The organism is Sinomonas sp. P10A9 (assembly GCF_041022165.1).
Taxonomy (GTDB): Bacteria; Actinomycetota; Actinomycetes; order Actinomycetales; family Micrococcaceae; genus Sinomonas; species Sinomonas puerhi.
Window position 1 is genome coordinate 1,751,222 of the sequence record NZ_CP163302.1, and the last position, 23,181, is coordinate 1,774,402.

22 protein-coding genes, 1 tRNA gene and 1 pseudogene are annotated in these 23,181 nt (G+C 68.3%); 14 read left to right on the forward strand and 10 right to left on the reverse strand.

Features of this window, described 5'->3' with window-relative positions; genetic code table 11:
* Positions 1–154 precede the first annotated feature (154 nt).
* Positions 155–691 carry a MarR family winged helix-turn-helix transcriptional regulator gene (locus AB5L97_RS07955; RefSeq protein WP_369047114.1) on the reverse strand — a complete coding sequence of 179 codons (537 nt, stop codon included), beginning with the start codon at positions 689–691 and terminating at the stop codon, positions 155–157.
* 112 nt (positions 692–803) lie between these two features.
* Between AB5L97_RS07955 and AB5L97_RS07960 the strand changes: the two genes are divergently transcribed.
* Positions 804–1,379, forward strand: a complete 576-nt coding sequence (locus AB5L97_RS07960; protein ID WP_307956702.1) for an NADPH-dependent FMN reductase — start codon at positions 804–806, stop codon at positions 1,377–1,379.
* A 207-nt stretch (positions 1,380–1,586) separates the two neighbouring features.
* A complete protein-coding gene (locus tag AB5L97_RS07965; protein WP_369047115.1) occupies positions 1,587–2,432 on the forward strand; it encodes an NAD-dependent epimerase/dehydratase family protein in 846 nt (281 codons plus the stop codon).
* Here the strand turns inward: AB5L97_RS07965 and AB5L97_RS07970 are convergent.
* The 6 genes from AB5L97_RS07970 to AB5L97_RS07995 all read right to left on the reverse strand — a co-directional run bounded on the left by AB5L97_RS07970 (position 2,429) and on the right by AB5L97_RS07995 (position 6,730).
* Positions 2,429–3,088, reverse strand: a complete 660-nt coding sequence (locus AB5L97_RS07970; RefSeq protein ID WP_307956700.1) for an SGNH/GDSL hydrolase family protein — start codon at positions 3,086–3,088, stop codon at positions 2,429–2,431. The two genes, AB5L97_RS07965 and AB5L97_RS07970, sit on opposite strands and share 4 nt — an antisense overlap.
* A 303-nt stretch (positions 3,089–3,391) precedes the next feature.
* Positions 3,392–3,595 carry a cold-shock protein gene (locus AB5L97_RS07975; protein WP_189695230.1) on the reverse strand — a complete coding sequence of 68 codons (204 nt, stop codon included), beginning with the start codon at positions 3,593–3,595 and terminating at the stop codon, positions 3,392–3,394.
* Between the two features lie 220 nt (positions 3,596–3,815).
* Positions 3,816–4,016 carry a hypothetical protein gene (locus AB5L97_RS07980; RefSeq protein ID WP_307956699.1) on the reverse strand — a complete coding sequence of 67 codons (201 nt, stop codon included), beginning with the start codon at positions 4,014–4,016 and terminating at the stop codon, positions 3,816–3,818.
* 48 nt (positions 4,017–4,064) lie between these two features.
* Complete coding sequence (locus AB5L97_RS07985) at positions 4,065–4,199, reverse strand: hypothetical protein (protein ID WP_307956698.1); 135 nt, start codon at positions 4,197–4,199, stop codon at positions 4,065–4,067.
* Positions 4,200–4,337: 138 nt separating this feature from the next.
* The gene (locus AB5L97_RS07990; protein ID WP_369047116.1) at positions 4,338–5,063 is read right to left on the reverse strand and encodes a response regulator; all 726 of its coding nucleotides are present in this window, start codon (positions 5,061–5,063) and stop codon (positions 4,338–4,340) included.
* A complete protein-coding gene (locus AB5L97_RS07995) occupies positions 5,060–6,730 on the reverse strand; it encodes a sensor histidine kinase (protein ID WP_369047117.1) in 1,671 nt (556 codons plus the stop codon). Before AB5L97_RS07995 ends, AB5L97_RS07990 begins: the two co-directional genes overlap by 4 nt.
* A gap of 211 nt (positions 6,731–6,941) precedes the next feature.
* Here AB5L97_RS07995 and AB5L97_RS08000 point away from each other — a divergent pair, with 211 nt between their 5' ends.
* From AB5L97_RS08000 to scpB, 4 genes are all read left to right on the forward strand, one after another.
* A complete protein-coding gene (locus AB5L97_RS08000; protein ID WP_369047118.1) occupies positions 6,942–8,357 on the forward strand; it encodes a cation:dicarboxylate symporter family transporter in 1,416 nt (471 codons plus the stop codon).
* Positions 8,358–8,637: 280 nt separating this feature from the next.
* Positions 8,638–9,549: a ParA family protein gene (locus tag AB5L97_RS08005; protein ID WP_307956694.1), complete on the forward strand. Its 912-nt coding sequence runs from the start codon at positions 8,638–8,640 to the stop codon at positions 9,547–9,549.
* A gap of 43 nt (positions 9,550–9,592) precedes the next feature.
* Positions 9,593–10,564 (forward strand): segregation and condensation protein A, encoded by a 972-nt coding sequence (locus tag AB5L97_RS08010; RefSeq protein ID WP_369047388.1) that lies wholly within the window; start codon positions 9,593–9,595, stop codon positions 10,562–10,564.
* A complete protein-coding gene (scpB, locus tag AB5L97_RS08015) occupies positions 10,554–11,108 on the forward strand; it encodes an SMC-Scp complex subunit ScpB (RefSeq protein ID WP_369047119.1) in 555 nt (184 codons plus the stop codon). The genes AB5L97_RS08010 and scpB overlap by 11 nt, the downstream gene beginning before the upstream one ends.
* A gap of 215 nt (positions 11,109–11,323) precedes the next feature.
* Here the strand turns inward: scpB and AB5L97_RS08020 are convergent, their stop codons facing one another.
* On the reverse strand, positions 11,324–13,135 hold the full coding sequence (locus AB5L97_RS08020; protein WP_369047120.1) for an HNH endonuclease signature motif containing protein: 1,812 nt from the start codon (positions 13,133–13,135) through the stop codon (positions 11,324–11,326).
* Between the two features lie 187 nt (positions 13,136–13,322).
* Here AB5L97_RS08020 and AB5L97_RS08025 point away from each other — a divergent pair, with 187 nt between their 5' ends.
* The 4 genes from AB5L97_RS08025 to der are packed head-to-tail and all read left to right on the forward strand — an operon-like array spanning position 13,323 to position 17,836.
* On the forward strand, positions 13,323–14,354 hold the full coding sequence (locus AB5L97_RS08025) for a pseudouridine synthase (protein WP_369047121.1): 1,032 nt from the start codon (positions 13,323–13,325) through the stop codon (positions 14,352–14,354).
* A gap of 27 nt (positions 14,355–14,381) precedes the next feature.
* Complete coding sequence (locus tag AB5L97_RS08030; protein WP_369047122.1) at positions 14,382–15,482, forward strand: prephenate dehydrogenase; 1,101 nt, start codon at positions 14,382–14,384, stop codon at positions 15,480–15,482.
* The gene (gene cmk / locus AB5L97_RS08035) at positions 15,464–16,243 is read left to right on the forward strand and encodes a (d)CMP kinase (RefSeq protein ID WP_369047123.1); all 780 of its coding nucleotides are present in this window, start codon (positions 15,464–15,466) and stop codon (positions 16,241–16,243) included. The genes AB5L97_RS08030 and cmk overlap by 19 nt, the downstream gene beginning before the upstream one ends.
* Before the next feature lie 33 nt (positions 16,244–16,276).
* Positions 16,277–17,836, forward strand: a complete 1,560-nt coding sequence (gene der, locus AB5L97_RS08040; RefSeq protein ID WP_369047124.1) for a ribosome biogenesis GTPase Der — start codon at positions 16,277–16,279, stop codon at positions 17,834–17,836.
* Between the two features lie 84 nt (positions 17,837–17,920).
* Here the strand turns inward: der and AB5L97_RS08045 are convergent, their stop codons facing one another.
* Positions 17,921–19,057, reverse strand: coding sequence for an ABC transporter permease (locus tag AB5L97_RS08045; protein ID WP_369047125.1), 1,137 nt, complete (start codon positions 19,055–19,057; stop codon positions 17,921–17,923).
* A 110-nt stretch (positions 19,058–19,167) separates the two neighbouring features.
* Between AB5L97_RS08045 and AB5L97_RS08050 the strand changes: the two genes are divergently transcribed.
* The 3 genes and pseudogenes from AB5L97_RS08050 to AB5L97_RS08060 form a co-directional block, all read left to right on the forward strand.
* Positions 19,168–19,764 carry a TetR/AcrR family transcriptional regulator gene (locus tag AB5L97_RS08050; protein WP_369047126.1) on the forward strand — a complete coding sequence of 199 codons (597 nt, stop codon included), beginning with the start codon at positions 19,168–19,170 and terminating at the stop codon, positions 19,762–19,764.
* A 124-nt stretch (positions 19,765–19,888) separates the two neighbouring features.
* Positions 19,889–19,965: transfer RNA gene (locus AB5L97_RS08055), tRNA-Pro, on the forward strand.
* Positions 19,966–20,221: 256 nt separating this feature from the next.
* Positions 20,222–21,580: pseudogene (locus AB5L97_RS08060) on the forward strand (wax ester/triacylglycerol synthase family O-acyltransferase); the annotation flags it as partial.
* 28 nt (positions 21,581–21,608) lie between these two features.
* Here the strand turns inward: AB5L97_RS08060 and AB5L97_RS08065 are convergent.
* Entirely contained in the window at positions 21,609–22,214 is a 606-nt protein-coding gene (locus AB5L97_RS08065; RefSeq protein ID WP_307956645.1) for a TetR/AcrR family transcriptional regulator, read from the reverse strand.
* A gap of 75 nt (positions 22,215–22,289) precedes the next feature.
* Between AB5L97_RS08065 and AB5L97_RS08070 the strand changes: the two genes are divergently transcribed.
* Positions 22,290–23,165: an SDR family oxidoreductase gene (locus AB5L97_RS08070; protein WP_369047127.1), complete on the forward strand. Its 876-nt coding sequence runs from the start codon at positions 22,290–22,292 to the stop codon at positions 23,163–23,165.
* Positions 23,166–23,181: the final 16 nt, after the last annotated feature.

A 23,181-nucleotide genomic window follows, 5' to 3' on the forward strand; every position in this document is an offset into this window, starting at 1 on the left:
TCATCCGCCGGCGGATGGCGCACGGTTGCCGCGCGGCGGTTACTGATGGCCTGTGCCGGCAATGGGCTGCGGTTACTGGGATGCGGTGGCCGGCGCCGTTACTGGGCTGTCGTCGCCGGGCTGCCATCACTGGGCGGCGGTTGCCGGGCTGGGCTTACCGGTCTGCGGTGCTGCACTCCTCGGCGCAGGCGCTCGAGGCTCCCGCGGAGTCTGCCTCGGCGGCGATGGCAGCTGCGATGCGCTCGCACGCGGCGCCGAAGAGGGCCTGCTCCGCGGGGGACAGCTGGTCGAACACGGCCCGACGGACAAAGGCGACGTGCCCGGGAGCAGCCTCGGTGATGGCCTCGCGCCCCACATCGGTCAGGTGGACGTCCTGGCCGCGCGCGTCGTCCGCCGAGCATGTCCTCGATACGAGGCCCTTCGCCTCCATACGTCTGAGGATGTGGGAGAGCCGGCTGCGTTCCCAGCCGAGCTCCTGTGCGGCCGTGCCGGAACGCAGCACCCCGTCGGCGCACTCCGAGAGTGTCGCGAGGACCGAGTACTCTGGCCCGGACAGGTTGGAGTCCCGGGTCAGCTGCCGGTCGATGGCGGGCGGCAGACCCCAGAGGAGCCGCCGCAGGGCGAGCCACACATCCTTCTCGCGCTCGTCGAGCCAGCTCGGCTCTGTTGTTGCCTCAATGGGCGTGGTCACTGTCACTCCTCAGGGTCCCCAACGGTGCTTGACACATCAATTATGCCTGTGTTCTAGTGGAAACATCAAGTTTTGATTGATGCGTCAATATGTCATCACCAAGGAGTTGCACATGAGCAAGATCGCAGTCGTCACCGGCAGCACCCGTCCGGGCCGCAACAACCTCCAGGTCGCCGAGTGGGTCCTCGCCCGCGCCCAGGAGAGCAAGCCGGAGATCGAGTTCGAGCTTGTCGACATCGCCGCCTTCAACCTCCCGCTCCTGAACGAGGCCATGCCGGCCGCGTACCAGGCCTACAGCCAAGAGGCCACCAAGGAGTGGTCGGCCCGCATCGACGAGTTCGACGGCTTCATCTTCGTGGCGGCCGAGTACAACCACTCCGTGTCCCCGGCTCTGGCAAACGCCCTCTCCTACCTCAATGCGGAATGGGCCAACAAGGCCGCCGGCATCGTCTCCTACGGCTCCGCCTTCGGCGTGCGCGCCGTCGAGCACCTCCGCGGCATCCTCTCCGAGCTCCAGATCGCCCACGTCCAGAAGACCGGCATGTTCTCGCTCTTCGGCGACTTCGAGAACTTCTCGACCTTCAAGCCGACGGAGATGCAGGCCGCATCGGTCGATCCGATGCTCGACCAGCTCGTGAGCTGGACCAAGGCCCTCGAGTCTGTGCGCGCGGCCGCTGCCGTCGCGTGATTTCCTCGTTGAACGACGGTCGCCCCTGAAACTCGGCGCACCGCCACGCACGACGGCGGCACTCGGGTGAGCTTTCAAGCTCACCCGAGTGCCGCCGTCGCGCGTCTGCGTGGCGTTACGGGGTAGCCAGCGCCGCCGATCGCTGGAAGCATGATCGCTGGAACCATGACGATGGACGGCTGCTGAGGCCGGCGAAGGGAGTCAGACGTGGAGATCGCACTCACGGGCGGAAGCGGCAAGCTGGGGCGGGTGGTGCTCGCCCACCTGCGCGAGGCTGGCCACACGGTATGGAATCTCGACCTGGTGGGGGAGCGGGACCGTGGCTTCATCCGCACTGACCTCACCGACTACGGTCAGGTCGCGGACGCGCTGCAGGGCATCGACGACCGTCATGAGGGTGTTGACGCGGTGGTGCATCTCGGCGCGATCCCCGCGCCCGGGCTCCAGCCTGACGCGGCGACGTTCCGCAACAACATGCTCTCGACCTACAGCGTCTTCCAGGGCGCACGGCGTGCGGGCATCAAGCGCGTCGTCTATGCGTCCAGCGAGACCGTGCTCGGCCTGCCCTTCGATGCCCCGCCGCCGTACATCCCCGTCGATGAGGAGTACCCGGCGCGTCCGGAAAGCACCTATTCGCTCGTCAAGCATCTCGAAGAGCAGATGGCCATCCAGCTGTGCCGTTGGGACCCCGAGCTGAGCATCAGTGGGTTCCGGTTCTCCAACGTCATGGTGCCTGAAGACTATGCGGCGTTCCCCTCCTTCGACACCGATCCCTCCCTGCGGAAGTGGAACCTGTGGGGCTACATCGATGCGAGGGATGGCGCCCAGGCCGTGGCGCGCGCACTCGAGGCGGGCCGCCCAGGCTTCGAGGCCTACATCATCGCGGCCGCGGACACGGTGATGTCCCGCAGCTCCGCGTCGCTCGCCGCCGAGGTGTTCCCGGACGTTCGCCTCACACGGGACCTCTCAGAGCATGAGACCCTGCTGGGGATCGAAAAGGCCCGCCGGCTTCTCGGGTACGACCCGCAGCACTCGTGGCGGGACCACGCTTAGAGGCCGAGCGCGCGCGACATCTCCTCGCGCAGCTGTTCCTGGCCGGCGACGGTCGGGTGGTCCCCGTCGGGACCCTCGTACTCGCTGGCCGCGAGCCACTTGCCTGCAAGCGGGTCGACGAATTCCGCGCCGGTCTGGAAGGCCGCCGCTTCGAGCGCATCGCGGACCGCGAGGCGCTCGGGTTCGGGGTCGTCGGTGAATGCAGTCGGTCCGACCACGACGATCCGGGCCGACGGCGCCGTCTCGTGTGCCGCCTGGAGCGTAGTGACCGCTGCATCCGTGATGCTGGCGAGATCCTCGTCCATGTCGTTCTCCGAGCCGAAGAACACGACAATGCTCGTATCCGGCGTCACGGCCGCCGCTGCGTGCGAACCGAACGTGCCGCCCTCGGTACCGATGGAGAGGTAGCCGTCGCCGTTCTCGGACGCGTTGACCACGTTGAGCCGGCCCTGTTCGCCCTCGGACAGCAGGAGGGGCCACGCCCACCGGGCGGAAGTGCCGTAGCCGGTGCTGAGCGAATCGCCCACGACCACGACGCGGTCTGCCTGTGACTGGCTGTGCGGGTCCTGATCGGCCGAGAGGAAGCCGCTGGCGAGCACCGCGGCGACTGCGAGGGCAGCGCCGCTGGCGAGTGCTCCGTTCTCCGGTCGTCTCACGTCTACCCCCCGGCTCCTGTGTGTCGACTGTGCGTGCACTGGACGCGCCCGCTCGTGAACCCATGTTCCCAGAGGAGAGCTGGCAATGTCTTGTCAAGAACCTATGCGCTGCCTGAGGATCCAGACAGTCGCGCGATGTGCGCAGTGTTGCCGGCTCTCAGGTTCTGGAGCTTGCCCTGGACGCTTGGGCAACGCTCGAATGGAGGTCTTCCGACCCGTCCCAAGGCACGCCAAAGGGCCGGCAGGCCTAGACTGCCGGCCCTCCGGGCGATCAAGAGTCTCCGCGGCGGGAGCCTCTGGGAATCAGAGCGGGCGAACGTTCGCGGCCTGAAGACCCTTCGGACCCTGCTGGGTCTCGAACTCGACCTTCTGGCCCTCGAGGAGCTCGCGGTAGCCCTTGGACTCGATCGCGGAGAAGTGGACGAAGACGTCCGCAGAGTTGTCATCGGGAGCGATGAAGCCGAAGCCCTTTTCGCTGTTAAACCACTTGACGGTGCCAGTTGCCAATCTATGTCCTCCTTGGACAGTGCAGATCCCGACCGTCGGGAACTGCGCGCAGCGGTGTCCGTATACCGCATGGCGCGCACGCACCGAAAACCTCCGGCGGAGGCAGGCACCGTACAGGCACAACGTGAAACACAACGACTACATGCTTAACCGTACAGGAATCCGGCACGCTGGAGCGAGTGCGGCGCGGCATTTGTCCCGCCGCAGCGACATGCGCCGTTCAGTCCATACCGAGTTCGACGTCCGGGTTCTCTTCTTCGATATCCAACTCGATGAGACGTCGCGGATCGTGGAGCGGATCGAGCTCGTCCATCGTCTCCGGGTTGTCGCTCGATCCCTCGGGCGCCTGGCTGTCCCTGCCGTCCAAGGGCTCGGTGAGGTCATCGTCCTCGGTGTTGCCGAAGTCCAGGCTGTGGGTCATATCGATCCTCTCTCGTGTCCCCCCGGGGGTGGTGAGGCTTCGCTGGGCTCAGCCCGCGTCGAAGCGCTCGGTATCGATCTCATCCGGGTCCCGGTCGTTGCCGGACCCGTCCGGAATGGATCCGACGTCGAGTTCGATGCGCACCTGAACGTTCTCGACGACGCCCTGGATGTTCTCGCTCATGGCGACTCCCTTCGGTTGGGAAGCCCCTGCGGAAGATACTCTGCAGAACAGCGATCGGACAGCGGCTTCCTGCTTCAAATCTAGGCTTGTTTGGCGCGCTGGGACAGGAGGCGGAAGGTCCCCTTCGTGTCGCGGCGCTCATCCGTTCCAGCGGTACTCGTTCTCGGGCCGGCCCGGCGCGCCGTAGCGCGCGGATCTTGCCACCTCGCCCGTATCTGCGAGGTGTTCGAGGTAGCGCCGGGCCGTCACCCGGGAGACTCCGACGGCTTCCGTGACTTCGGCCGCCGAGGCGGCACCACGATGCGTGCGCAGGAACTCGCGCACCGATTCGAGGGTGCCCGCGGAGAGGCCCTTGGGCAGCGGCCGGGCAATGGGTGCGCGAAGGGCCGCGAGTGCGTCATCGACGGCCGCCTGCGAGGTCTGTCCGCCGGCCCCGGCGAGGGCCTCGTGGTAGACGCGGTAGTGCTCGAGGCGCTCGGCGAAGGCCGCGAACGTGAACGGCTTGATGAGGTACTGCACGACGCCGACGGAGATGGCGCGCCGAACCACCGGCAGTTCGCGTACCGCGGTGATCGCAATGATGTCCACCGCGTGCCCGGCAGCCCTCATACGGCGTCCCACATCGAGACCGTGCAGGTCGGGGAGGTTCATGTCGAGCAGCACGAGGTCCACCGGGGTTCCCGCAGCGGCGAGCTGGCCTGCGAGCCGGAGGGCGGACGCGCCGTCGTGCGCCGTCCCGATGTGGAGGAAACCGGGGACGCGCCCCACATAGGTGGCGTGCGCTTCAGCCGCGATCGGCTCGTCCTCGACCACGAGGACGCGGATCGCGGTGACGTCCGGCCCTGCTCCGGTCCGCGGGCTCATGCTGCGGACTCCTTCCTGGGCAGGACCACGGTGAACACGGCGCCGGCCCGGCGGGAGACGGTGAGGCTCCCCCCGAGGCGCTCCACCGAGCGCTTGACGAGCGCGAGGCCCAGCCCCCGTCCATGGCCCGTCTGGGGCTTGGTCGAATACCCGAACCTGAGGATCTCGTCGGTCTCGTTCTCGCGGATGCCCGGCCCGGAGTCTGCGACCTCTATGACGATCGATCCCTCGTGCTCGACGATCTCAAGGGACACCCAGCGGGGGGTGCTGCCCGCTGCGGCGGCGTCGATCGCGTTGTCGACGAGATTGCCGACGATCGTGACGAGGTCTGCCGGTGCGAGGCCCGAGCCGGCCACCGACGCAGTGGCCTCCGCGTCGAGCCGGATCCCGCGCTCATTGGCCTGGGCTGCCTTGCCCATGATGAGTGCGGCGACGATGGGTTCGTCGACCGAGACAACAAGCTCGTCGGCGAGGGACTGGCTCAGGCGCAGGTCGTCGGTCGCGAAGGCGAGCGCCCGCTCCGTCTGCCCGAGCTCGAGGAGCGAGACGATCGTGTGCAGGCGGTTTGCATGCTCGTGCGTTTGGCTGCGGAGTGCGTCCGAGAGCGTCCTCATGGTCTGGAGCTCGCTGCCGAGGGCCTCGATCTCCGTCTGGTCGCGCAGAGTCGCGACGGCTCCGAGTACCCTGCCGCGGCGCCCCTCCTGCGAGACCGCCGGTTCCTGGTTGACCACGAGGACCCTCTCGCCCGTCAGATGGATCTCGTCTCGCGCAGTGCGCCCGCTCGCGAGCAGCTCGCGGAGGCTACCGGGGATGCCGAGGCTGCCCAGAGTGGGCAGCGGTGCAGGCAGACCGGTGCCGGAGCGCGGCGCGGGCCGCCGGGGGTCGTTGCGCGGGGGGTAGTTGCGCGAGCCGGCGTCGTCGTCCGGAATGCCCAGCAGCCGCGAGGCCTGGTCATTGCGGATCACTACCTGCCCCTTCCCATCCACGAGGATCACGCCCTCGCGGACGGAGTGCAGCACCGACTCGTAGTAGGCGAAGAGCTGGCCGAGCTGCTCTGGGCCATAGCCGCGCGTCACCCTCGAGAGGTAGCGTCCCACGGCGAACGCGCCGAGGGAGCCGAGAGCGAGCACGACGGCGGCGATCGCCAGGAGGGCCGGCAGGCGGCCCGCCGTGGCCACCTCAATGGCGCTCACCTTGACGCCGGCGGCGACCATGCCCACCACCGCAGTACCCTCCATGATCGGCACGATCGTGCGCACCGACGGGCCCAGAGTGCCCGCGGTCTCCTCGGTGAACGGATGGCCGGCGAGCGCCTCATCGATGCTTCCGATGTACTTCCCGCCGATCTCGGCCGGATTCTGGTGGGTCCACCGGGTGCCGTCCGGGGCCATGATCGTGATGAAGTCGAGGCCTGCATCCCGGGTCACCTGGACGGCGTACGGCTGGAGGGCGGTGGTCGGATCGACCGCCCGCGCGCGAGTCGCGGCATCGCGGACCACGGGGCTGTCCGCGATCGCGGCGGCGACCGCCAGCGTCCGCTTGGCAGCCTGCTGCTGCGATTGGTCGCGGGCGTCGACGTACATGGCCGTCCCTACGAACGCCGTGAGGAGCACGACGGCGAGCACGAGGGTCCAGAGCATCCGTGCGGCGAGGCTCAGGGGGCGCATCGGATCTCTCACCTCCTCGTGGTCAACGCAGCGGCGTCGTTCGCCCTGCGTTGGATCGGACCGCACTGGATCGAACTGGATCGAACGGCTGTGACCAATATGACCGCAACGGTGAGGTCTGTCACAGCATCGACCAGAGTGGACCGTGTTCTGGCCCACAGGGGTCAACCGTCAAGGTATCAAGTCACCGAACCTACCCTAGGAGCACCCCGTGGCACTGTCGCCAACGGCACCGGACGCGTCACCGGTCAAGAAGAAGCCGGCCGACCGCACGCATTGGCTCTACATCGCCGTCATCGTCGCCGTGGTCCTCGGCGTCGTCGTCGGCCTCGTCTTCCCCGGCAAGGACGGACTCGCCGCGAACCTCAAGCCGCTCGGCGACGGCTTCGTGGCCCTCATCAAGATGATGATCGCGCCGGTCATCTTCTGCACGATCGTGCTCGGCATCGGCTCGATCGCCAAGGCGACGACGGTGGGCAAGGTCGGCGGCCTGGCCCTGGTGTACTTCATGGTCATGAGCACGTTCGCCCTCGCGATCGGTCTCGTGGTGGGCAACGTGGTCCATCCCGGTGAAGGCCTGAACCTCAAGGACGCAACCTACAAGGCGACCGAGTCTGCTGACACGACGAACTTCCTCCTGGGCATCATCCCGAACACGCTGCTGTCCTCGCTCACGTCGGGCCAGATCCTCCAGACGCTGTTCGTGGCGCTCCTTGTCGGCTTCGCGCTCCAGCGCATGGGCAAGACCGGCGCGATGCTGCTCGAGTTCATCCGACAGGCGCAGGTGCTCGTGTTCCGCATCCTCATCATGGTCATGTGGCTCGCGCCGATCGGCGCCTTCGGTGCCATCGCCGCTGTGGTGGGCGCTACGGGCTGGAAGGCCGTCCTGAGCCTTCTGACGCTCATGATCGCGTTCTACATCACGTGCATCCTGTTCGTCGTCGTTGTTCTCGGCACGATCCTGAAGGTTGTTTCGGGCGTGAACATCTTCAAGCTCATGAAGTACCTGGGCCGCGAGTACCTCATCATCGTGTCGACGTCCTCGTCCGAGGCCGCCCTTCCTCGCCTCATCGCCAAGATGGAGCACCTCGGTGTGTCGAAGCCGGTGGTCGGCGTGACGGTCCCGACCGGCTACTCGTTCAACCTCGACGGCACCGCGATCTACCTGACGATGGCCTCCCTGTTCATCGCTTCCGCCATGGGCCAGCCTCTCGCCCTCGGCGAGCAGATCGGGCTCCTCGTGTTCATGATCATCGCCTCGAAGGGTGCGGCGGGCGTCTCCGGCGCCGGTCTCGCTACCCTCGCCGGCGGCCTGCAGGCCCACGCCCCGCAGCTTGTGGGCGGCGTGTCCTTCATCGTGGGCATCGACCGCTTCATGTCCGAGGCTCGCGCACTGACGAACTTCACCGGCAACGCGGTCGCGACCGTGCTCATGGGCACGTGGACCAAGGAGATTGACCGCGACCGTGTGGGCGAGGTCCTCGGCGGCCGGCGGCCGTTCGACGAGACCACGATGCTCGCGGGCCACGGCCACGGCCACGGCGGCGCGTCCGAGGACGAGAGCCTCACGGGACCGAGTGCGGCGGCGACGCCCGGCCCTGCCGGCGAGGAGCTCAGCCGCGTCTGAGCAGCAGTCTGAAACCCGCATCCGGGTATGAAACCCAGATCCTTCTGGAGGTCATCTCCTGTAGGTCATTGTCCGCACAATGACCCTCGGGAGGTGACCTTCAGGCGCGTCCGGGACGGCGAGAAGAGACCAACCTTGAAGTTCAACTTGAGGGTAAGGCGCGCCGGTGGGGCACTTGTCAAGGTCCGCATGGTCCGTGTCGCCCGTGTGTAGGCTGTGGTGTCAAGGAGGCTGCAGGCATGCCAAACGCCGCTAACGAATCGAAAGTGTGGATGGATACGTGAGCACAGAGCAAAGCGCAGCGACTCTGGACGGCATCTCCGACACCCTTGACGAGGGACAGGACGGCGTTGAGCTCGGCCCCACCGGCCGACCCCTGCGGGACTTCCCGGAGCCAGCGCCTCTGGAGTCCCATGGCCCGGCCCGCATCATCGCGATGGTCAATCAGAAGGGCGGCGTCGGGAAGACCACATCGGCCATCAATCTGGCGGCCGCGCTCGCCGAGTACGGCCGCAAGGTCCTGCTCGTCGATTTCGACCCGCAGGGTGCCGCCTCGGCGGGCTTCGGCATCAACCCCCATGAGCTAGATACGACCGTCTACAACGTCATGATGGACCGCCACGTCGACGTCCATGAGGCCATCCGCCACACGGACGAGCCGAATGTCGACCTCCTCCCGGCCAACATCGATCTGTCGGCGGCCGAGGTCCAGCTCGTGAATGAGGTGGCCCGCGAACAGGTCCTTGCGAGCTCGCTCCGAACCGTCGAGGACGACTACGACGTCATCCTCATCGACTGCCAGCCCTCCCTCGGCCTCCTCACGGTCAACGCGCTGACCGCGGCGCACGGCGTGATTATCCCCCTTATCTGCGAGTTCTTCGCGCTGCGTGCCGTCGCACTCCTGGTCGAGACCATCGAGAAGGTCCAGGATCGTCTCAACCCGCGCCTGACGGTGGACGGCGTTCTGGCCACGATGTACGACGCACGCACGCTTCACAGCCGAGAGGTCCTGGCCCGCCTCGTCGAGGCGTTCGGCGACAAGGTCTTCGAGACGGTCATCAAGCGCACCATCAAGTTCGCTGACGCGACCGTGGCCGCCGAGCCCATCACGCGCTACGCATCGAACCACCCGGGCGCCGAGGCATACCGCAGCCTGGCCCGCGAGCTCGTGGCCCGCGGTGGAGCTCCCTGACATTCAGCCGACCCAGGCGGCAGAGACCGCTGCGGTTCAGCCGATCGTCGCGGGGTCGACTGCCGCAGCGTTGGCTACCGCGGGGCAAAACGCAGCCGGCTTCGAGGTTCATCTGGCAAACTTCACGGGTCCTTTCGACCTGCTGCTCGGGCTCATCGCGAAGCACCGGCTCGATATCACCGAACTCGCGCTGGCCACGGTCACGGACGACTTCATCGCCTACTCCCACGCGCTCCGGGCCAAAGGTGAAGACTGGGGCCTTGACGAGGCAAGCGAATTCCTCGTCATCGCCGCAACCCTGCTCGACCTCAAGGCCGCCCGCCTCCTGCCGCAGGGCGAGGTCGAAGACGAGGAGGACGTGGCCCGTCTCGAGGCCCGTGACCTCCTGTTCGCGCGACTCCTGCAGTACAAGGCCTTCAAGGAGATCGCGGGCATCTTCGCCGAGACCCTCGATGCGGAGTCGCGCCGCTTCCCGCGGTCGGTGACGCTGGAAGCGGGCTTTGCCGCACTCCTGCCCGAACTCGTCTGGCGGCACACCCCCGCGGAGTTCGCTGACCTCGCCGCCAAGGCGTTCGCCCCGAAGGAGGCCCCGCCCACCGAGGTGGGGATCGACCATCTCCACGCACCGCCCGTGAGCGTGCGCGAGCAGGCAGAGCTTCTCGGATTCAGGCTTCAGGCGTCGGGCCCGCTGAGTTTCCGCTCGCTGACGTCTGACGCCGAATCGCGGCTCGTGGTCGTGGCCCGTTTCCTCGCCCTGCTCGAACTGTTCCGCGACCGCGCGGTCGCGTTCGAACAGGCTGGCCCCCTCGCCGAGCTCAGCGTGCGCTGGACGGCGGGGGAGGAGTGGTCGTCGGAGCACCTGAGCGAGGAGTACGACGACGGTGGGGCGCCACTGCCGGCAGGGCTCACGGAGTCGGTGCCGGGGGAAGAGACCGCGGGAGAGAGTGCGGAAGAGACCGGGGGCAAGAGTGCGGAACACATGATCGGCGACAGGGAGGAACAGCATGCAAGCTGACGGTGGCATCGGCGCGGCCCTCGAAGCAGTCCTCATGGTCGTCGACGAGCCCGTGAGCGCAGCCGAGCTGGCAGCGACGCTCGAAGTTCCCCAGCCCGAGGTTGAGCATGCCCTGGCTGCCCTCGCGGCTGAGTATGCCGCGCAGGGAAGGGGCTTCGAGCTGCGTGCGGTGGCAGGAGGGTGGCGCTTCTACTCTCGCCCCGAGTTCGCCGACATCGTCTCGAAGTACGTCCTCGAGGGTCAGACCGCGCGTCTCACCCAGGCTGCGCTCGAGACTCTGGCTGTCATTGCGTACCGCCAGCCCGTGGCCCGATCGCGTGTTGCGGCGATCCGTGGTGTCAACGTCGACTCGGTGGTCAAGACCCTCGTGACCCGTGGCCTCATTGAGGATGCGGGCAACGACCCGGAGTCAGGGGCCATTCTGTACCAGACGACGTCGTACTTCCTGGAACGCCTCGGAATCGGATCTGCAGAAGACTTGCCACGGCTTTCGCCGCACCTTCCGGGCCTCGACGAGCTCGAGGCGATCGACGGCGCGTACTAGCCTTCGCGTGGCGCGGTGGTGTCTCGTGCTCGCGTCGCGCGGTGGTGTCTCGTGCTCGAGTCGCGCGGTCGTGCCTTGTGCACGCGTTGCGCGGTCGTGCCTCGTGCTCGTGGCGCGCAGCCAGACCGCCTCAATGGGTGCGGGCATTGGTCTCCTAGGCTCCAGCGCTGAGCACGGTCCTCGTCGGAAAGGCGTTGAGAAAGTCGGAAAGGCGTTTAGAAAGGCGGCGGGTCCTCACTGCGCGGGTAGGTGATGTATGTGCGGCCGGAGGGCGCCGTCCATTCGAGCGTCCCGGGCGGTCTCGCCGGCACGGGCTCCGATCCTGCGCCGAGCTCGGACGCTGATCCTGTCCTGAGTTCTACCGCCGGCGCTACGCCCGCGGCCGATGCGTCGTCGAGCGTGGTGACCTCAGTGGCAGTGTCGGTGGCGAGGTGGCGCACGGTCCAGTTGCCGAGGCTCTTGAGACGATGATGTTCCGGACAGAGGAGCGCAAGGTTCGCGACGTCCGTGTTGCCGCCATGCTGCCACTCCACGATGTGGTCGGCTTCGCTGGCCGCTGAGGGTTTGTCGCACCCCGGGAACCGACAGGTTGCGTCGCGGAGCGCCAGGAACCGGCGCATAGATGCCGTCGGTGCGTAGCTGATCCGGCCGATCGACAGCGGCGCACCGTCCTTCGCCCCGACTACCATCCTCGACCAGGAGGTGGTCTGCGCCGCGAGCCTCTTTGTCGTTTCCGCGTCGATCGGGCCGTAGCCCAGGATTTCACCGGGTGCGTCGCTCGTTCCGTTCACGGTTGCTTCGGCGGCGGTGAGGACCAGTTGCATGCGCACGCCGCCCAGAGGAGCTTGCGGCCACCGAGTGTCCGCAGCACCCGGGCCCCCAACGCCCGCCCCACCAAGGCCGGGCCCCTCGGTGCCCCCAGCGTCCGGCCCCGCAGCGCGTGCCCCGGGCGCTGGCCACTCACCGCGCCCAGCGCCGGGCTGGTCAGTGCCGAGCGGGCCGGTGGCAAGGTGACCCATCCCAACGGGACCCATCCCAAGGGGAGCGGAGCCAAGGACGAGGTCGCGGAAGGCGTCCGCGCGGAGCTGGTTGATGGTGCGGTGCTCGTTCGGGCCGTGGAGGGAGCGCGCGATCGCACCCAACCGGGTGTCGATCAAGGCACCGTCTTCCAAGGGCAGCAGGGCCGTGGTGCAGCACATGCCGTCCCCGACTGGGCTGACATCAACCCGTCGGCCTGCGACGGCTTTGGACTTCCGCGCGGCGAGGGGCTCCGCCGCGTAGTCCTCGGCGAGGCGGCGTAGCCGCCGACCCAGTGCTCCCGGGGTGGGGGTGCGCTGCGGATCCATCGGCGCGGCGATCTCGGCTGCGGCCGCCGCGAAGTCTGCCAGTCGCCCCGCAGGCACGGGTACTGCGGCATCGACAGCAATCGCTGCCCGCTGCCGGTTCAAGCGTCCCTGCCTCATTCCCTCGAGCACCGGCGCCATCGCCCGATCGGTGAGTGCCCGTGCTTCCTCGATCCGCGCCCTTGCGGTGCGCTGTGGGATGCGCAGCGCAGCGGCGACCTCCGAAGCGGCCAGCCCTGGAGCCTCGAGTCGCGTCATGAGGTCAGCATCGGCGCCTCCCTCGGCCTTTACGAGTTCAGCCATGATCCAGATGCGACCCGCATCGAGGCGGGCCTGTGCGGCCTCGGAACGTTCCAGCGCCCGCACGAGGAGAGCGGCATACTCCAACGCGTCACGACGATCGGCGGGGATGGATTCCGACTCCTGGCCATTCGCCCCGGTGACCCTCCACGACTCGGCGATCTCCCACAGCTCTGCGTCGTCCTGCTCATCCTGCCGCTCTTCCAGGGCTTCAGCGTTCCGGTCCCACCACCCGGCGTCGAAGGCGTCCCCATCCAGGCCATCCGCATCGACGATGCCCGATTCGGACGAGTCCGTGGAGGCCGAGAAATCGGCCGCGAGCAGGGCGTACTTGTCCAAGTACTCGTCCCCCCATGACCATTTCCCTTGCAACCACTCGCTCATGATCCCAGTATAGAACATATCTTCGAACCATGAAGTGAATCATCGAAGAGAAAGGCTTCAGATGTCCGCTGATTCGAGCCGCGTGCCGGGGCCTCGCGAGGATCGGTTATCCTAGAGGGTGGGCATTCGCCCCATCACTTCAAACACGCACCCGAAAGGGCTGCTTCATACTGCAGAGGCATTGGTTATGGCACAGGCGGGACGCCAGGGTTCACCACGCAACGGGGGCACCCCCAACAGGGGGAACAACAGCAACAACTCATACGGCAGCGGAGGTCGCGGAGGCGCCGCTCGCGGCGGCGCAAAGGGCGCCCCGAAGGCATCGCAGCACAAGCGCGGCGAACGACCCTTCGCCAAGGGGTCAGGCGCGGCGCCGTTTGCGAATGAGCGCTTCGGGCGCAATCTGGGGCCGGTCCGCAAGGACGCAGCCCCCCGCAAGTCCCCGGCGCCCCTGCCCAAGCACGAGCCCCGCACCCGCGCCGAGATGGCAGAGGAGGGCATCCGCCTGCAGAAGGTCATGGCCAACGCGGGCGTAGCCTCGCGCCGGGTGTGCGAGGAGTTCATTGCCGAGGGCCGCGTTGAGGTCAACGGAGAGGTCGTCACCGAGCTCGGCACCAGGGTCAACCCGGAGACGGACGTGATCCACGTGGACGGTGTGCGCGTCCAGACCAACGAGCACCTCGTCTACATGGCGTTCAACAAGCCCCGCGGCGTGGTTTCCACGATGGATGATCCCGAGGGCCGCCCGTGCGTCTCGGACTACCTGCGTCCGGGCACGCCCGAGCGCCTCTTCCATGTGGGGCGCCTCGACACGAACACCGAGGGGCTCCTGCTCCTGACGAACGACGGCGAGCTCGCGAACCGCCTCACGCACCCCTCCTACGAGATCCCGAAGACCTATGTGGTCCAGGTCCGCGGCCCCATGCCGCAGGGCATCGGCGCCCAGCTGCGCCACGGTGTCGAGCTCGAGGACGGGATTGCCCGGGTCGACTCGTTCCGCCTCGTGGACTCGACGCCAGGCTTCGTGCTCGTCGAGGTCGTGCTGCACTCTGGCAAGAACCGGATCGTGCGCCGCATGTTCGACGCCGTCGGGTTCCCCGTCCAGCGCCTCGTGCGCGCCAAGATCGGCCCGATCGGGCTCGGCGACCAGAAGCAGGGCACGGTCCGCAGGCTCGGCAAGCAGGAGATCGGCCACCTCATGGCCGCGGTCGGCCTCTAGGCCGGGAGAGGCCGGGAGAATATCCACATGTCCGCAACGCACCTGCACGGCCCGGTCGTCGTGATCGGCACGGGCCTCCTCGGCGCGAGCATCGGCCTGGGGCTCGAGCACCGCGGCGTGCCCGTTTTCCTCGAGGACACGTCGCCCACCAACCAAGCGGTCGCCGTCGACATCGGGGCGGGCCGGCCGGTGGCAGAGCTCGACGCCAACCCGGGCGTCCAACCTGAGCTCGTCGTCGTCGCCGCGCCGCCGGACGTGACGGTCGACGTCGTCGCGCGGGCCCTCGAGCGGTGGCCACGCGCCGTCGTGGTCGACATCGCGAGCGTCAAGGGCGCGATCCTGGCCGGACTGCGCGAGCGGGGCGCCGACCTCACCCGGTACGTGGGCACGCACCCGATGGCCGGGCGGGAGAAGTCCGGCCCCGTGGCTGCGCGCGGCGAGCTGTTCACCTCGATGCCGTGGGTGGTCTGCGCGCCGCCGGAGGCCGATCATGACGCAGTCCGTCTTGCCAAGTCGCTCGGCGCGGACCTCGGCGGCAACGTCATCGAGTTCGACGCCGCAGAGCACGACGAGGCCGTGGCGCTCGTGAGCCACCTCCCGCAGGTCATGTCATCCCTGCTCGCGTCCCGCCTGCAGGGAACCGACCTGCGTCTCCTGGCGCTTGCGGGCAACGGCCTGCGCGACACGACGCGGATCGCGGCGAGTGATCCGGGCCTCTGGGTGCAGATCCTCGGTGCGAACGCGCCTCAGGTCGTCGAGCACCTGTACGGTGTCCGCGACGACGTCGAGCGCCTCATCCGCACGCTCGAGGCACCGACGGCGCCCGGCGCGCGGCTGGACATGGCCCAGCTCGTGAGCGAAGGCAATGCCGGCGTAGCCCGCATTCCGGGCAAGCACGGCGGCCCGCCGCAGGCCTTCGCCTGGATGAGCATCCTCGTCGACGACAGGCCGGGCCAGATTGCCCGGCTCCTGACGGAGATCGGCGAGATCGGGGTGAACCTCGAAGACCTGCGCCTCGACCACTCGTCGGGGCGCAATGTGGGCATGGTGGAGATCTCCGTGCTCCCGAGCAAGCATGATGCACTGGTTGCGGAACTGGAGGAGCGCGGATGGCGGGTATTGCAGTGACGGAGCTGAATTCTCAGAGCACTGAGCACGGGACTGCCGTCCGCTACACCCCGGCGCCCGGCGCTGAGCCCCTGCGGCTCGGCCGACCGCTGGTCGTCGCTATCGACGGTCCGTCCGGCTCCGGTAAGTCGAGCGTGTCCAAGGAGGTCGCCCGGCAGCTCCGGCTTGCGTACCTCGACACCGGTGCGATGTACCGCGCCGTCGCGTGGGACTGCCTCGACCGGGACGTCGACCTCGACGACGGCGAGCTGGTCGAGGCGGCCGCCCGCACCCTGGACCTCGAGCTGAGCACAAGCCCAGACGCGGAGCGCGTCGTCGTGCGCGGTGCGGACGTGACGGATGCGATCCGTGAGCCGCGCATCTCCGCGTCAGTCAGCGCCGTCGCGACCAACCTCGGGGTGCGCGACGAGCTGATCCGCCGCCAGCGCGCGATCATCGCAGCGCACGGCCGCCGCATGGTGGTCGAGGGGCGCGACATCACCACCGTCGTGGCGCGCGACGCCGAGGTGCGGCTCCTGCTCACCGCCTCGGAGGAGGCGCGACTGCGCCGTCGCGGGGCCCAGCTCGGAGGGACGCAGAGCGTCGAGGACCTGCTCGAGCAGGTGGTCGCGCGGGACGCGAAGGACTCGGCAGTCGCGAGCTTCACGCAGGCAGCGGACGGGGTCTACACGGTGGACTCGTCCGATCTTGACTTTGACCAGACAGTCGACGCCGTACTCGGCGTCGTGCACGCGGCCCTGAGCCGCCCGGCCGGTGCGTGAGCGCCGCCCATTGACACTCTCAAGGAGACTCCCATGACCGATTCCCTGGACACAGGCTCCCTCGAGGCAGCCGGGAGCGGCGGCGCCGAGGACTACACCCCCGAGGGCGAGGACCAGGTCGCCGAGCACCTCGCCGCGATGGACGACGCCGAGGCGGAGCACCGCGCCGCGACGCTGCGCGCCGGCCTCGACGACTACGACCTCGACGAGGAAGACGCCCGTCTCCTCGCCGGCGAGGACGAGGCCTGGGACGCCGACACTCCCACGCGGATGGATCCGGTCCTCGCGATCATCGGCCGGCCGAACGTGGGCAAGTCCACGCTCGTCAACCGCATCATCGGACGCCGTGAGGCCGTCGTCGAGGATGTCCCCGGCGTCACCCGGGACCGGGTCACGTACCCGGCCGAGTGGAACGGCCGCAAGTTCACGCTCGTGGACACCGGCGGCTGGGAGCGCGATGCCAAGGGCATCCACGCGATGGTCGCCGAGCAGGCCGAGATTGCGGTGAGCATGGCGGATGCCGTCCTTTTCGTCGTCGATGCGACCGTGGGCGCCACGGCGACGGACGAGGGCGTCATGCGGATGCTGCGCAAGTCGAAGAAGCCCGTGCTGCTCGTTGCCAACAAGGTCGACGACTTCGCCCAGGAGGCCGATGCCGCGGGGCTCTGGGGCCTCGGGTTCGGCCAGCCGTGGCCCGTCTCGGCCCTCCATGGCCGAGGTGTTGCGGACCTGCTCGACGCCGCCCTCGAGGTGCTCCCCGAGTTCTCGGCCATCGCGGGCGTCGAGCGCACCGGTGGCCCGCGCCGCGTCGCGCTCATCGGCCGGCCCAACGTGGGCAAGTCCTCGCTCCTGAACAAGCTCGCAGGGTCCGAGCGCGCCGTCGTGAATGAGCTCGCCGGCACCACGCGCGATCCCATTGACGAGTACATCGAGCTCGGTGGAAAGACATGGCGCTTCGTAGACACGGCCGGCATCCGCCGCCGCCAGCACATGGCCCACGGGACCGAGTACTACGCCTCCCTGCGCACGCAGGCCGCGCTCGAGAAGGCGGAGGTCGCCGTCGTGCTCCTCGGCGCGGACGAGGTGCTCTCCGAGCAGGATGTGCGCATCCTGACGCTCGCCATCGAGTCCGGCCGGGCGCTCGTCATCGCGTTCAACAAGTGGGACCTCATGGACGAGGAGCGGCGCCGCTGGCTCGAGCGCGACATCGAGAAGGACCTCGCGCACGTCGAGTGGGCGCCCCGCGTGAACATCTCGGCGAAGACCGGCTGGCACAAGGACCGCCTTGTGCCTGCGCTCGAGAAGGCGCTCGCCGGCTGGGACACGCGCATCCCGACCGGACGCCTCAACGCGTTCCTCGGCGAGCTCGTGGCCGCGCACCCGCACCCCCTGCGTGGCGGCAAGCAGCCCCGCATCCTGTTCGGTACCCAGGCGCAGAGCCGCCCGCCGAAGTTCGTGCTCTTCACCACGGGCTTCCTCGATCCCGGGTACCGCCGCTTCATCACCCGCCGTCTCCGTGAGACGTTCGGCTTCGAGGGCACGCCGATCGAGATCGGCATGCGTGTCCGCGAACGGCGCTCGAAGAAGAAGTAGGCGCGGCGTCAGGCCACGTCGAGACCGCGACGGCGGCGAGGCTCCCCTCACGGGGTGCGTCGCCGCCGTCGTGCGTGGGGGCGTCTACACGTCGGCGACGGCGGGCTCGTTCCGGAAGTGCCCGACGGCGATGAGCACCGCGCCGAGGACCGCCCACCCCGCCAGCACGAGCCACGGGAAGGCCGTGGCCGCGTCCGGGAAGTAGGAGAGGTCGCGCAGGAGCGTGCCCGAGGCGCCGGGCACGAGCCACTGGCCGAGGTCGCCCCACGGCGCCGGCAGGAACTCCTTGGGCTGGGTGAGCGACGAGAGCGGGTTGCCCACGAAGAGCGTGATGACCGCGCCGAGGGCGATGCCCGCCCGCCCGATGAGCGCGTTGAGGCTCACGATGATCGCGGCCGTGGCGACGACCCCGAGTCCGATGGCGCTGGCATTCGCCGAGAAGTCCCCCTGCAGGATGTGGAACCAGCCCTGCAGGATGCCCGCCAGGCCCAGCCCCGCGAGGACGCCGTAGGCGAGGATCGCTCCGAGCCGGCGCCACGTCCCCGAGACGAGAAGCGAGATGAGGACGCCGCCGATCATGCCGCCCATCGCGAGCGGGAGGCCTGCTACGGCCAGGCCTGTGCCGCGCGGATCATCGGGGGAGAGGGGCACGACGTCGGTCACGGTCACCGTGGGGATCGCCTGCGGCGGGGTCTGGGATGACTGCGGGGCCTTGGCGGACGACGGCGCCTGCCCGCCCGCCGCTGCCTGCTGGGCGGCCGCGGCTGCCTGCTTCAGCGCGGCCTGCAGCGCGGCGATGGCCTGGCTCTGGATCTGGGACTGCATCTGGGCGCCCATCTGTGTCAGCGCTTGCGATGCCACGGGGCTGCCGGCGCTCGCGACCAGGATCTCGGGCGCGCTGCCGAGCACGATCGCTCCGTAGACCTCGCGGTGGCGGATGAGGTCAACGGCTTCGTCACGGCTCGCGGCCGTCCTGACATTGAGCGCGCCGTCGGGCGCCTTCGAGGTGATCTGGGCGATCTGTTCGGCAGTCCCGATCGCCGCGACGGGGAGGTTCTGGACCTTGGCGGTGACGCTCGGCCAGGCGAAGGCGAGCAGGACCACGCACACGGCCACGGCCGCGAGGACAGCGGTGCGGACGGCGTGGGTCCAGGGCGTGTGGGGGCCGGATACCGGCTCGGAGCGGTGTTCGGCGTCGGTTCGTGCGGTTGCCGTGGACATGGGCGCGTCCTCTCGGGGTTGGTGGAAAAGGAATGCTTGTTCTCCATTGTGCCTGCGAGGGGCTCGAAGTCAAGAATGATCATTCGTTTTTTATCCTGTACCGTGGAGGCATGCCGAAGGTCAGTGATGAACATCGCGCGGCGATGCGCGAGCGGATCCAGAGTGCCGCCTTGGCGTGCGTGGCCCACAAGGGCTTCTCGAACGTCTCGATGGCAGACATCATTGCCGAGGCAGGACTGTCCGCGGGGGCCGTGTACGTGTACTACCGCAGCAAGGAAGAGCTTGTCGTCGACGTCGGGCGCCGCGTCTTCCAGGAGCGCATGACGGCGCTTGAGCGGCTGCGCGATCAAGACCCGATGCCGGCGCCCGCTGAGGCGATCCCTGCGCTCATGCTGGGGCTCATCGAGACGGAATTCTTCCCCGGTGTCGCCGTCCAGGTCTGGGGAGAAGCTGTGCGCAACGACTCGCTCAGTGAGATCGGGCGGGGGATCCTGGACGAGATCGGCGGCCACATCGAGGCGTACCTTGCGCTGTGGCTGTCCTCAGCACGTGGCCTGGATCGTGCTGAGGCGGCAGCCGAGGGCAGGCGGCTCGCCCCAGCCGTCATGGGAATCATCCAGGGATTCGCGATCCAGTCTGCCCTCCGCGGTCATGAGTTTGCCGGGTACTATATCGACTCCGCGAGGGCCCTTCTGGCAAGCCTTTAACCGATGTGCTGGCCGCCTTCGAGGAGGCTCGCCGGGGCCTTGTCGATTCGCGTGATCGGCGGCCTTCCTATATGCTGGAGCGGTTGCTTGGCGGGTCGCGAGAGCGGTAACGGCCGGCGATGTTCGGGCTGTAGCGCAGCTTGGTAGCGCACTTGACTGGGGGTCAAGGGGTCGCAGGTTCAAATCCTGTCAGCCCGACCAGCAGGACCTGATCTGCACCCGCAGATCAGGTCCTTTTTTGTCGTTCCGGCAAGATCCGCGGCGCGACTCGATCGCAGGATGGTGACCGTGCTTCCGCTCGCAGTCGTTCCGCGCCGACGAGGAATGAGTCGTTCGCCCCTAACAGGGCGACCGGCGCAGGCGCTGAATGTACCCGGATGGAACAAAGCGCCGTCGGAAGAAGTAGCCATGCGCCTCCCCTGTGAATCACCCGACGGCCTGCCGGGCCGCGACTAGGGTGCCCAATCGACGGGACCGGCTCAGCGCGTTCGACTCGATCTTCCTGCTGCTGGAGAGCGATACCCAGTCGCTCCACGTTGGGTCCGTGCTCACGCTGGAGGGCCCGGCGCCTAGTCCGGCACAGTTCCGCGCGCTGGTCGCCGAACGTGTGGCATCGGTCCCGATCCTCCACCGGCGCGTGCTCAGGATGCCCTTCGAGCTCGGCAGGCCCATCTGGGCCGATGCTGAGGACTTCAGGCCAGCCGATCACGTCCACCACCTCCTGCTCGAGCCCGCCGGCGCCACGCGCCGGCTGCAGGAGGCCGTGGTGCGGATCATGGGACCGCGCCTCGATCCGGAGCGGCCTCTGTGGGAGGTGTGGCAGGTCACCGGGCTCGAGGATGGCCGCTGGGCGGTGGTCGCGAAGGCACACCACACCATGGTCGACGGGCAGACAGGAATGGACCTGGTGCAGGCCCTCCTGGCCACCACGCCGGAGGAGCCGGCCTCGCCGTCGCCTCCCTCCGATCCGCTGTCCGTACCTTCGCGGTACCGGCTCGCCGGCGATCTCCTCACATGGCTCGCCCGCACGCCGCTCCGGGCGGCCCGCATGGCAGGGCGCTCGCTGCGGGCTCCCCGCCGGACCCTCCAACGCATCAGGCAAGTGCGCCTCGGGCTGGCCCAGGTCATCCGTCCGGACCTGCCGGCGTCGGTCCTCTCGGGCCCATTGAGCGCGCAGCGGTCCTGGGGCTGGGCCGAGGCCGATCTCGACGCCGTCATCAGGACGGCGAAGGATGCCGGGTGCACGGTCAACGACGTCTTCCTCGCTGCGCTCGCCGGCGCCTACCGCCGCTTCCTGCTGGATCGCGGGGAGCTGCTCGACGCGATGGTCCTCCGGGCCATCGTGCCGGTCGGGCACCGGCCTGTGGACCAGCCCGGGCCGAGGAGGAATTTGGCCTCGGCTATGTTCGTCGAACTGCCCGCCGACCTCCCTGACGCGCAGTCCAGGCTCGCCGCCGTCGCCCTGCGCACCACCGAGCAGAAATCGCGCGCGGTGGCGGACGGGACGGCGGCTGTCGTCGCGGCGGCTGACCATATCCCGGCGCCGTTGCTTGCCGGGGCCGCCAGCATCTACGGAAGGTCACGGCAGGGCAGAGTCAACGTTGCGGCCACCAATGTCCAGGGTCCCGCAGATCCCCAGTTCCTCGCAGGCCGACGAGTCCTCGACATCATTCCGTACATTCCGGTGGCGCTGGATGTCAGAGCGACGGCGGCCATGCTTTCCTACGCGGGCCGGCTCACGATCGGGGTCACCGCGGACGCTGAGGCCCTTCCGGATGCGGACCGACTCATCGCGGCGGTCGACGCCGAATTCGGACAACTGAGCGCCAGCCGCCAGCGGCGTGTCACGAGTGAGGGGTCCGAGGGTCCCGCGCTGGCCCTCGACGGCGGTGAACAAGAGCCGCCTCCAGATCATCCAGCCCGTCCCGGAACCGCTCCGGCAGGCTCCGAGTCGCTGGATCGCTGATCCACCGTGCGACTGCGGTGCGGAACGCGGCAATCGTCGTCTCGCCGATGAGGACGGCGATGTGCTCGGCAGTGCCGCGCTCCCGCAGAGCCCCGGCGACCGCCATCGCAAGCTCGGCATGCTTGCTGAGGTCGCGTTCCCGCAACTCGGGATTCTCGGCAATGAGGCGTGCCCGCAGGGCGGCGAGGCTTGGACTCCGCTGAATGAGGGCGCATCGCTCCTCGATCGCATCGGAGGCTGCGTCTATGGGGGTTGCGTCCGTCGCGCTGCCGGCAATCGAGGCCGCAAGCTCGTGCGCTACCCCGTCCATCGCGTAGAAGAACACCTCGCGCTTATCCCCGAAGAGCCGGAAGAACGACCGTTCGTGCATCCCGGCCCGAGTAGCGATCTGCGCCCCCGTGGTCTGTTCGAAGCCCTGTTCCCCATACAGCTCAAACGCCGCCGCGGCCAGCCTGCCCCGTGGATTCTCCGCCCAACGTCCCATGGTCCGAGTCTAGGTGATGACATTGACTGCTATCAAAGGTATGCTGATAGCAGTAAATGTCATCAGGAGGTCATCATGAAGGTTTTCGTCACTGGCGCATCCGGCTGGGTCGGGTCGGCTGTGGTTCCCGAACTCTTCGCAGCAGGGCATGAGGTCACTGGCTTCGCGCGGTCGGATGCATCTGCAGCGGCTGTGGAAGCGATGGGTGCGCGGGTGCTTCGCGGGGACCTCGACGATCTCGAGGCTCTCCAGGAGGGAGCCCTGCATTCCGATGGTGTGGTCCATCTCGCGTTCCGGCATGACTTCGCCGACTTCGACGCGGCGGTCGAGTCCGATGCGCGGGCCATTGGTGCGTTGGGGCGCGCCCTCGAAGGCAGCGGGAAGCCATTAGTCGTGACCAGTGGAACTCCTGCACTCGCCGGCCAGGTCGCGACCGAGCGGGATCGGAGCTCCGGTGGACTTGCCTCGGGCCGCGAGGCGAACAGCGACGCAGCCCTCGCCTTCGCCGCACGAGGTGTGCGCCCCGTCGTCGTGCGTCTTCCGCGGTCGGTCCACGGCCAAGGCGACCACGGATTCGTTTCGCGGCTCATCGCGATCGCCGGCGAGCGCGGCGTCGCCGGCTTTGTCGGAGACGGCTCGGCGAGGTGGCCCGCCGTCCACGTCAGGGACGCGGCCCGGCTCTACCGGCTTGCGCTCGAGCAGGCGCCCGCTGGATCGGTGCTGCATGCAGTGGGCGATGAAGGCGTGTTCACTGGCGACATTGCGAGCACCATCGGGGCGAAGCTTGGCCTGCGCGTCGAGCCGGCAGCGCCCGAGACCTTCGGGTTCCTCGGAGCCCTGATGGGGCTCGACCAGCCCGCGTCATCGGAGCAGACCAGAGCGCTGCTCCCGTGGAGCCCTGTCGAGGTGGGACTCCTCGCGGACCTTGAGGCTGGACACTACTTCGGCTGAAGTCTTTGCGCCAGTG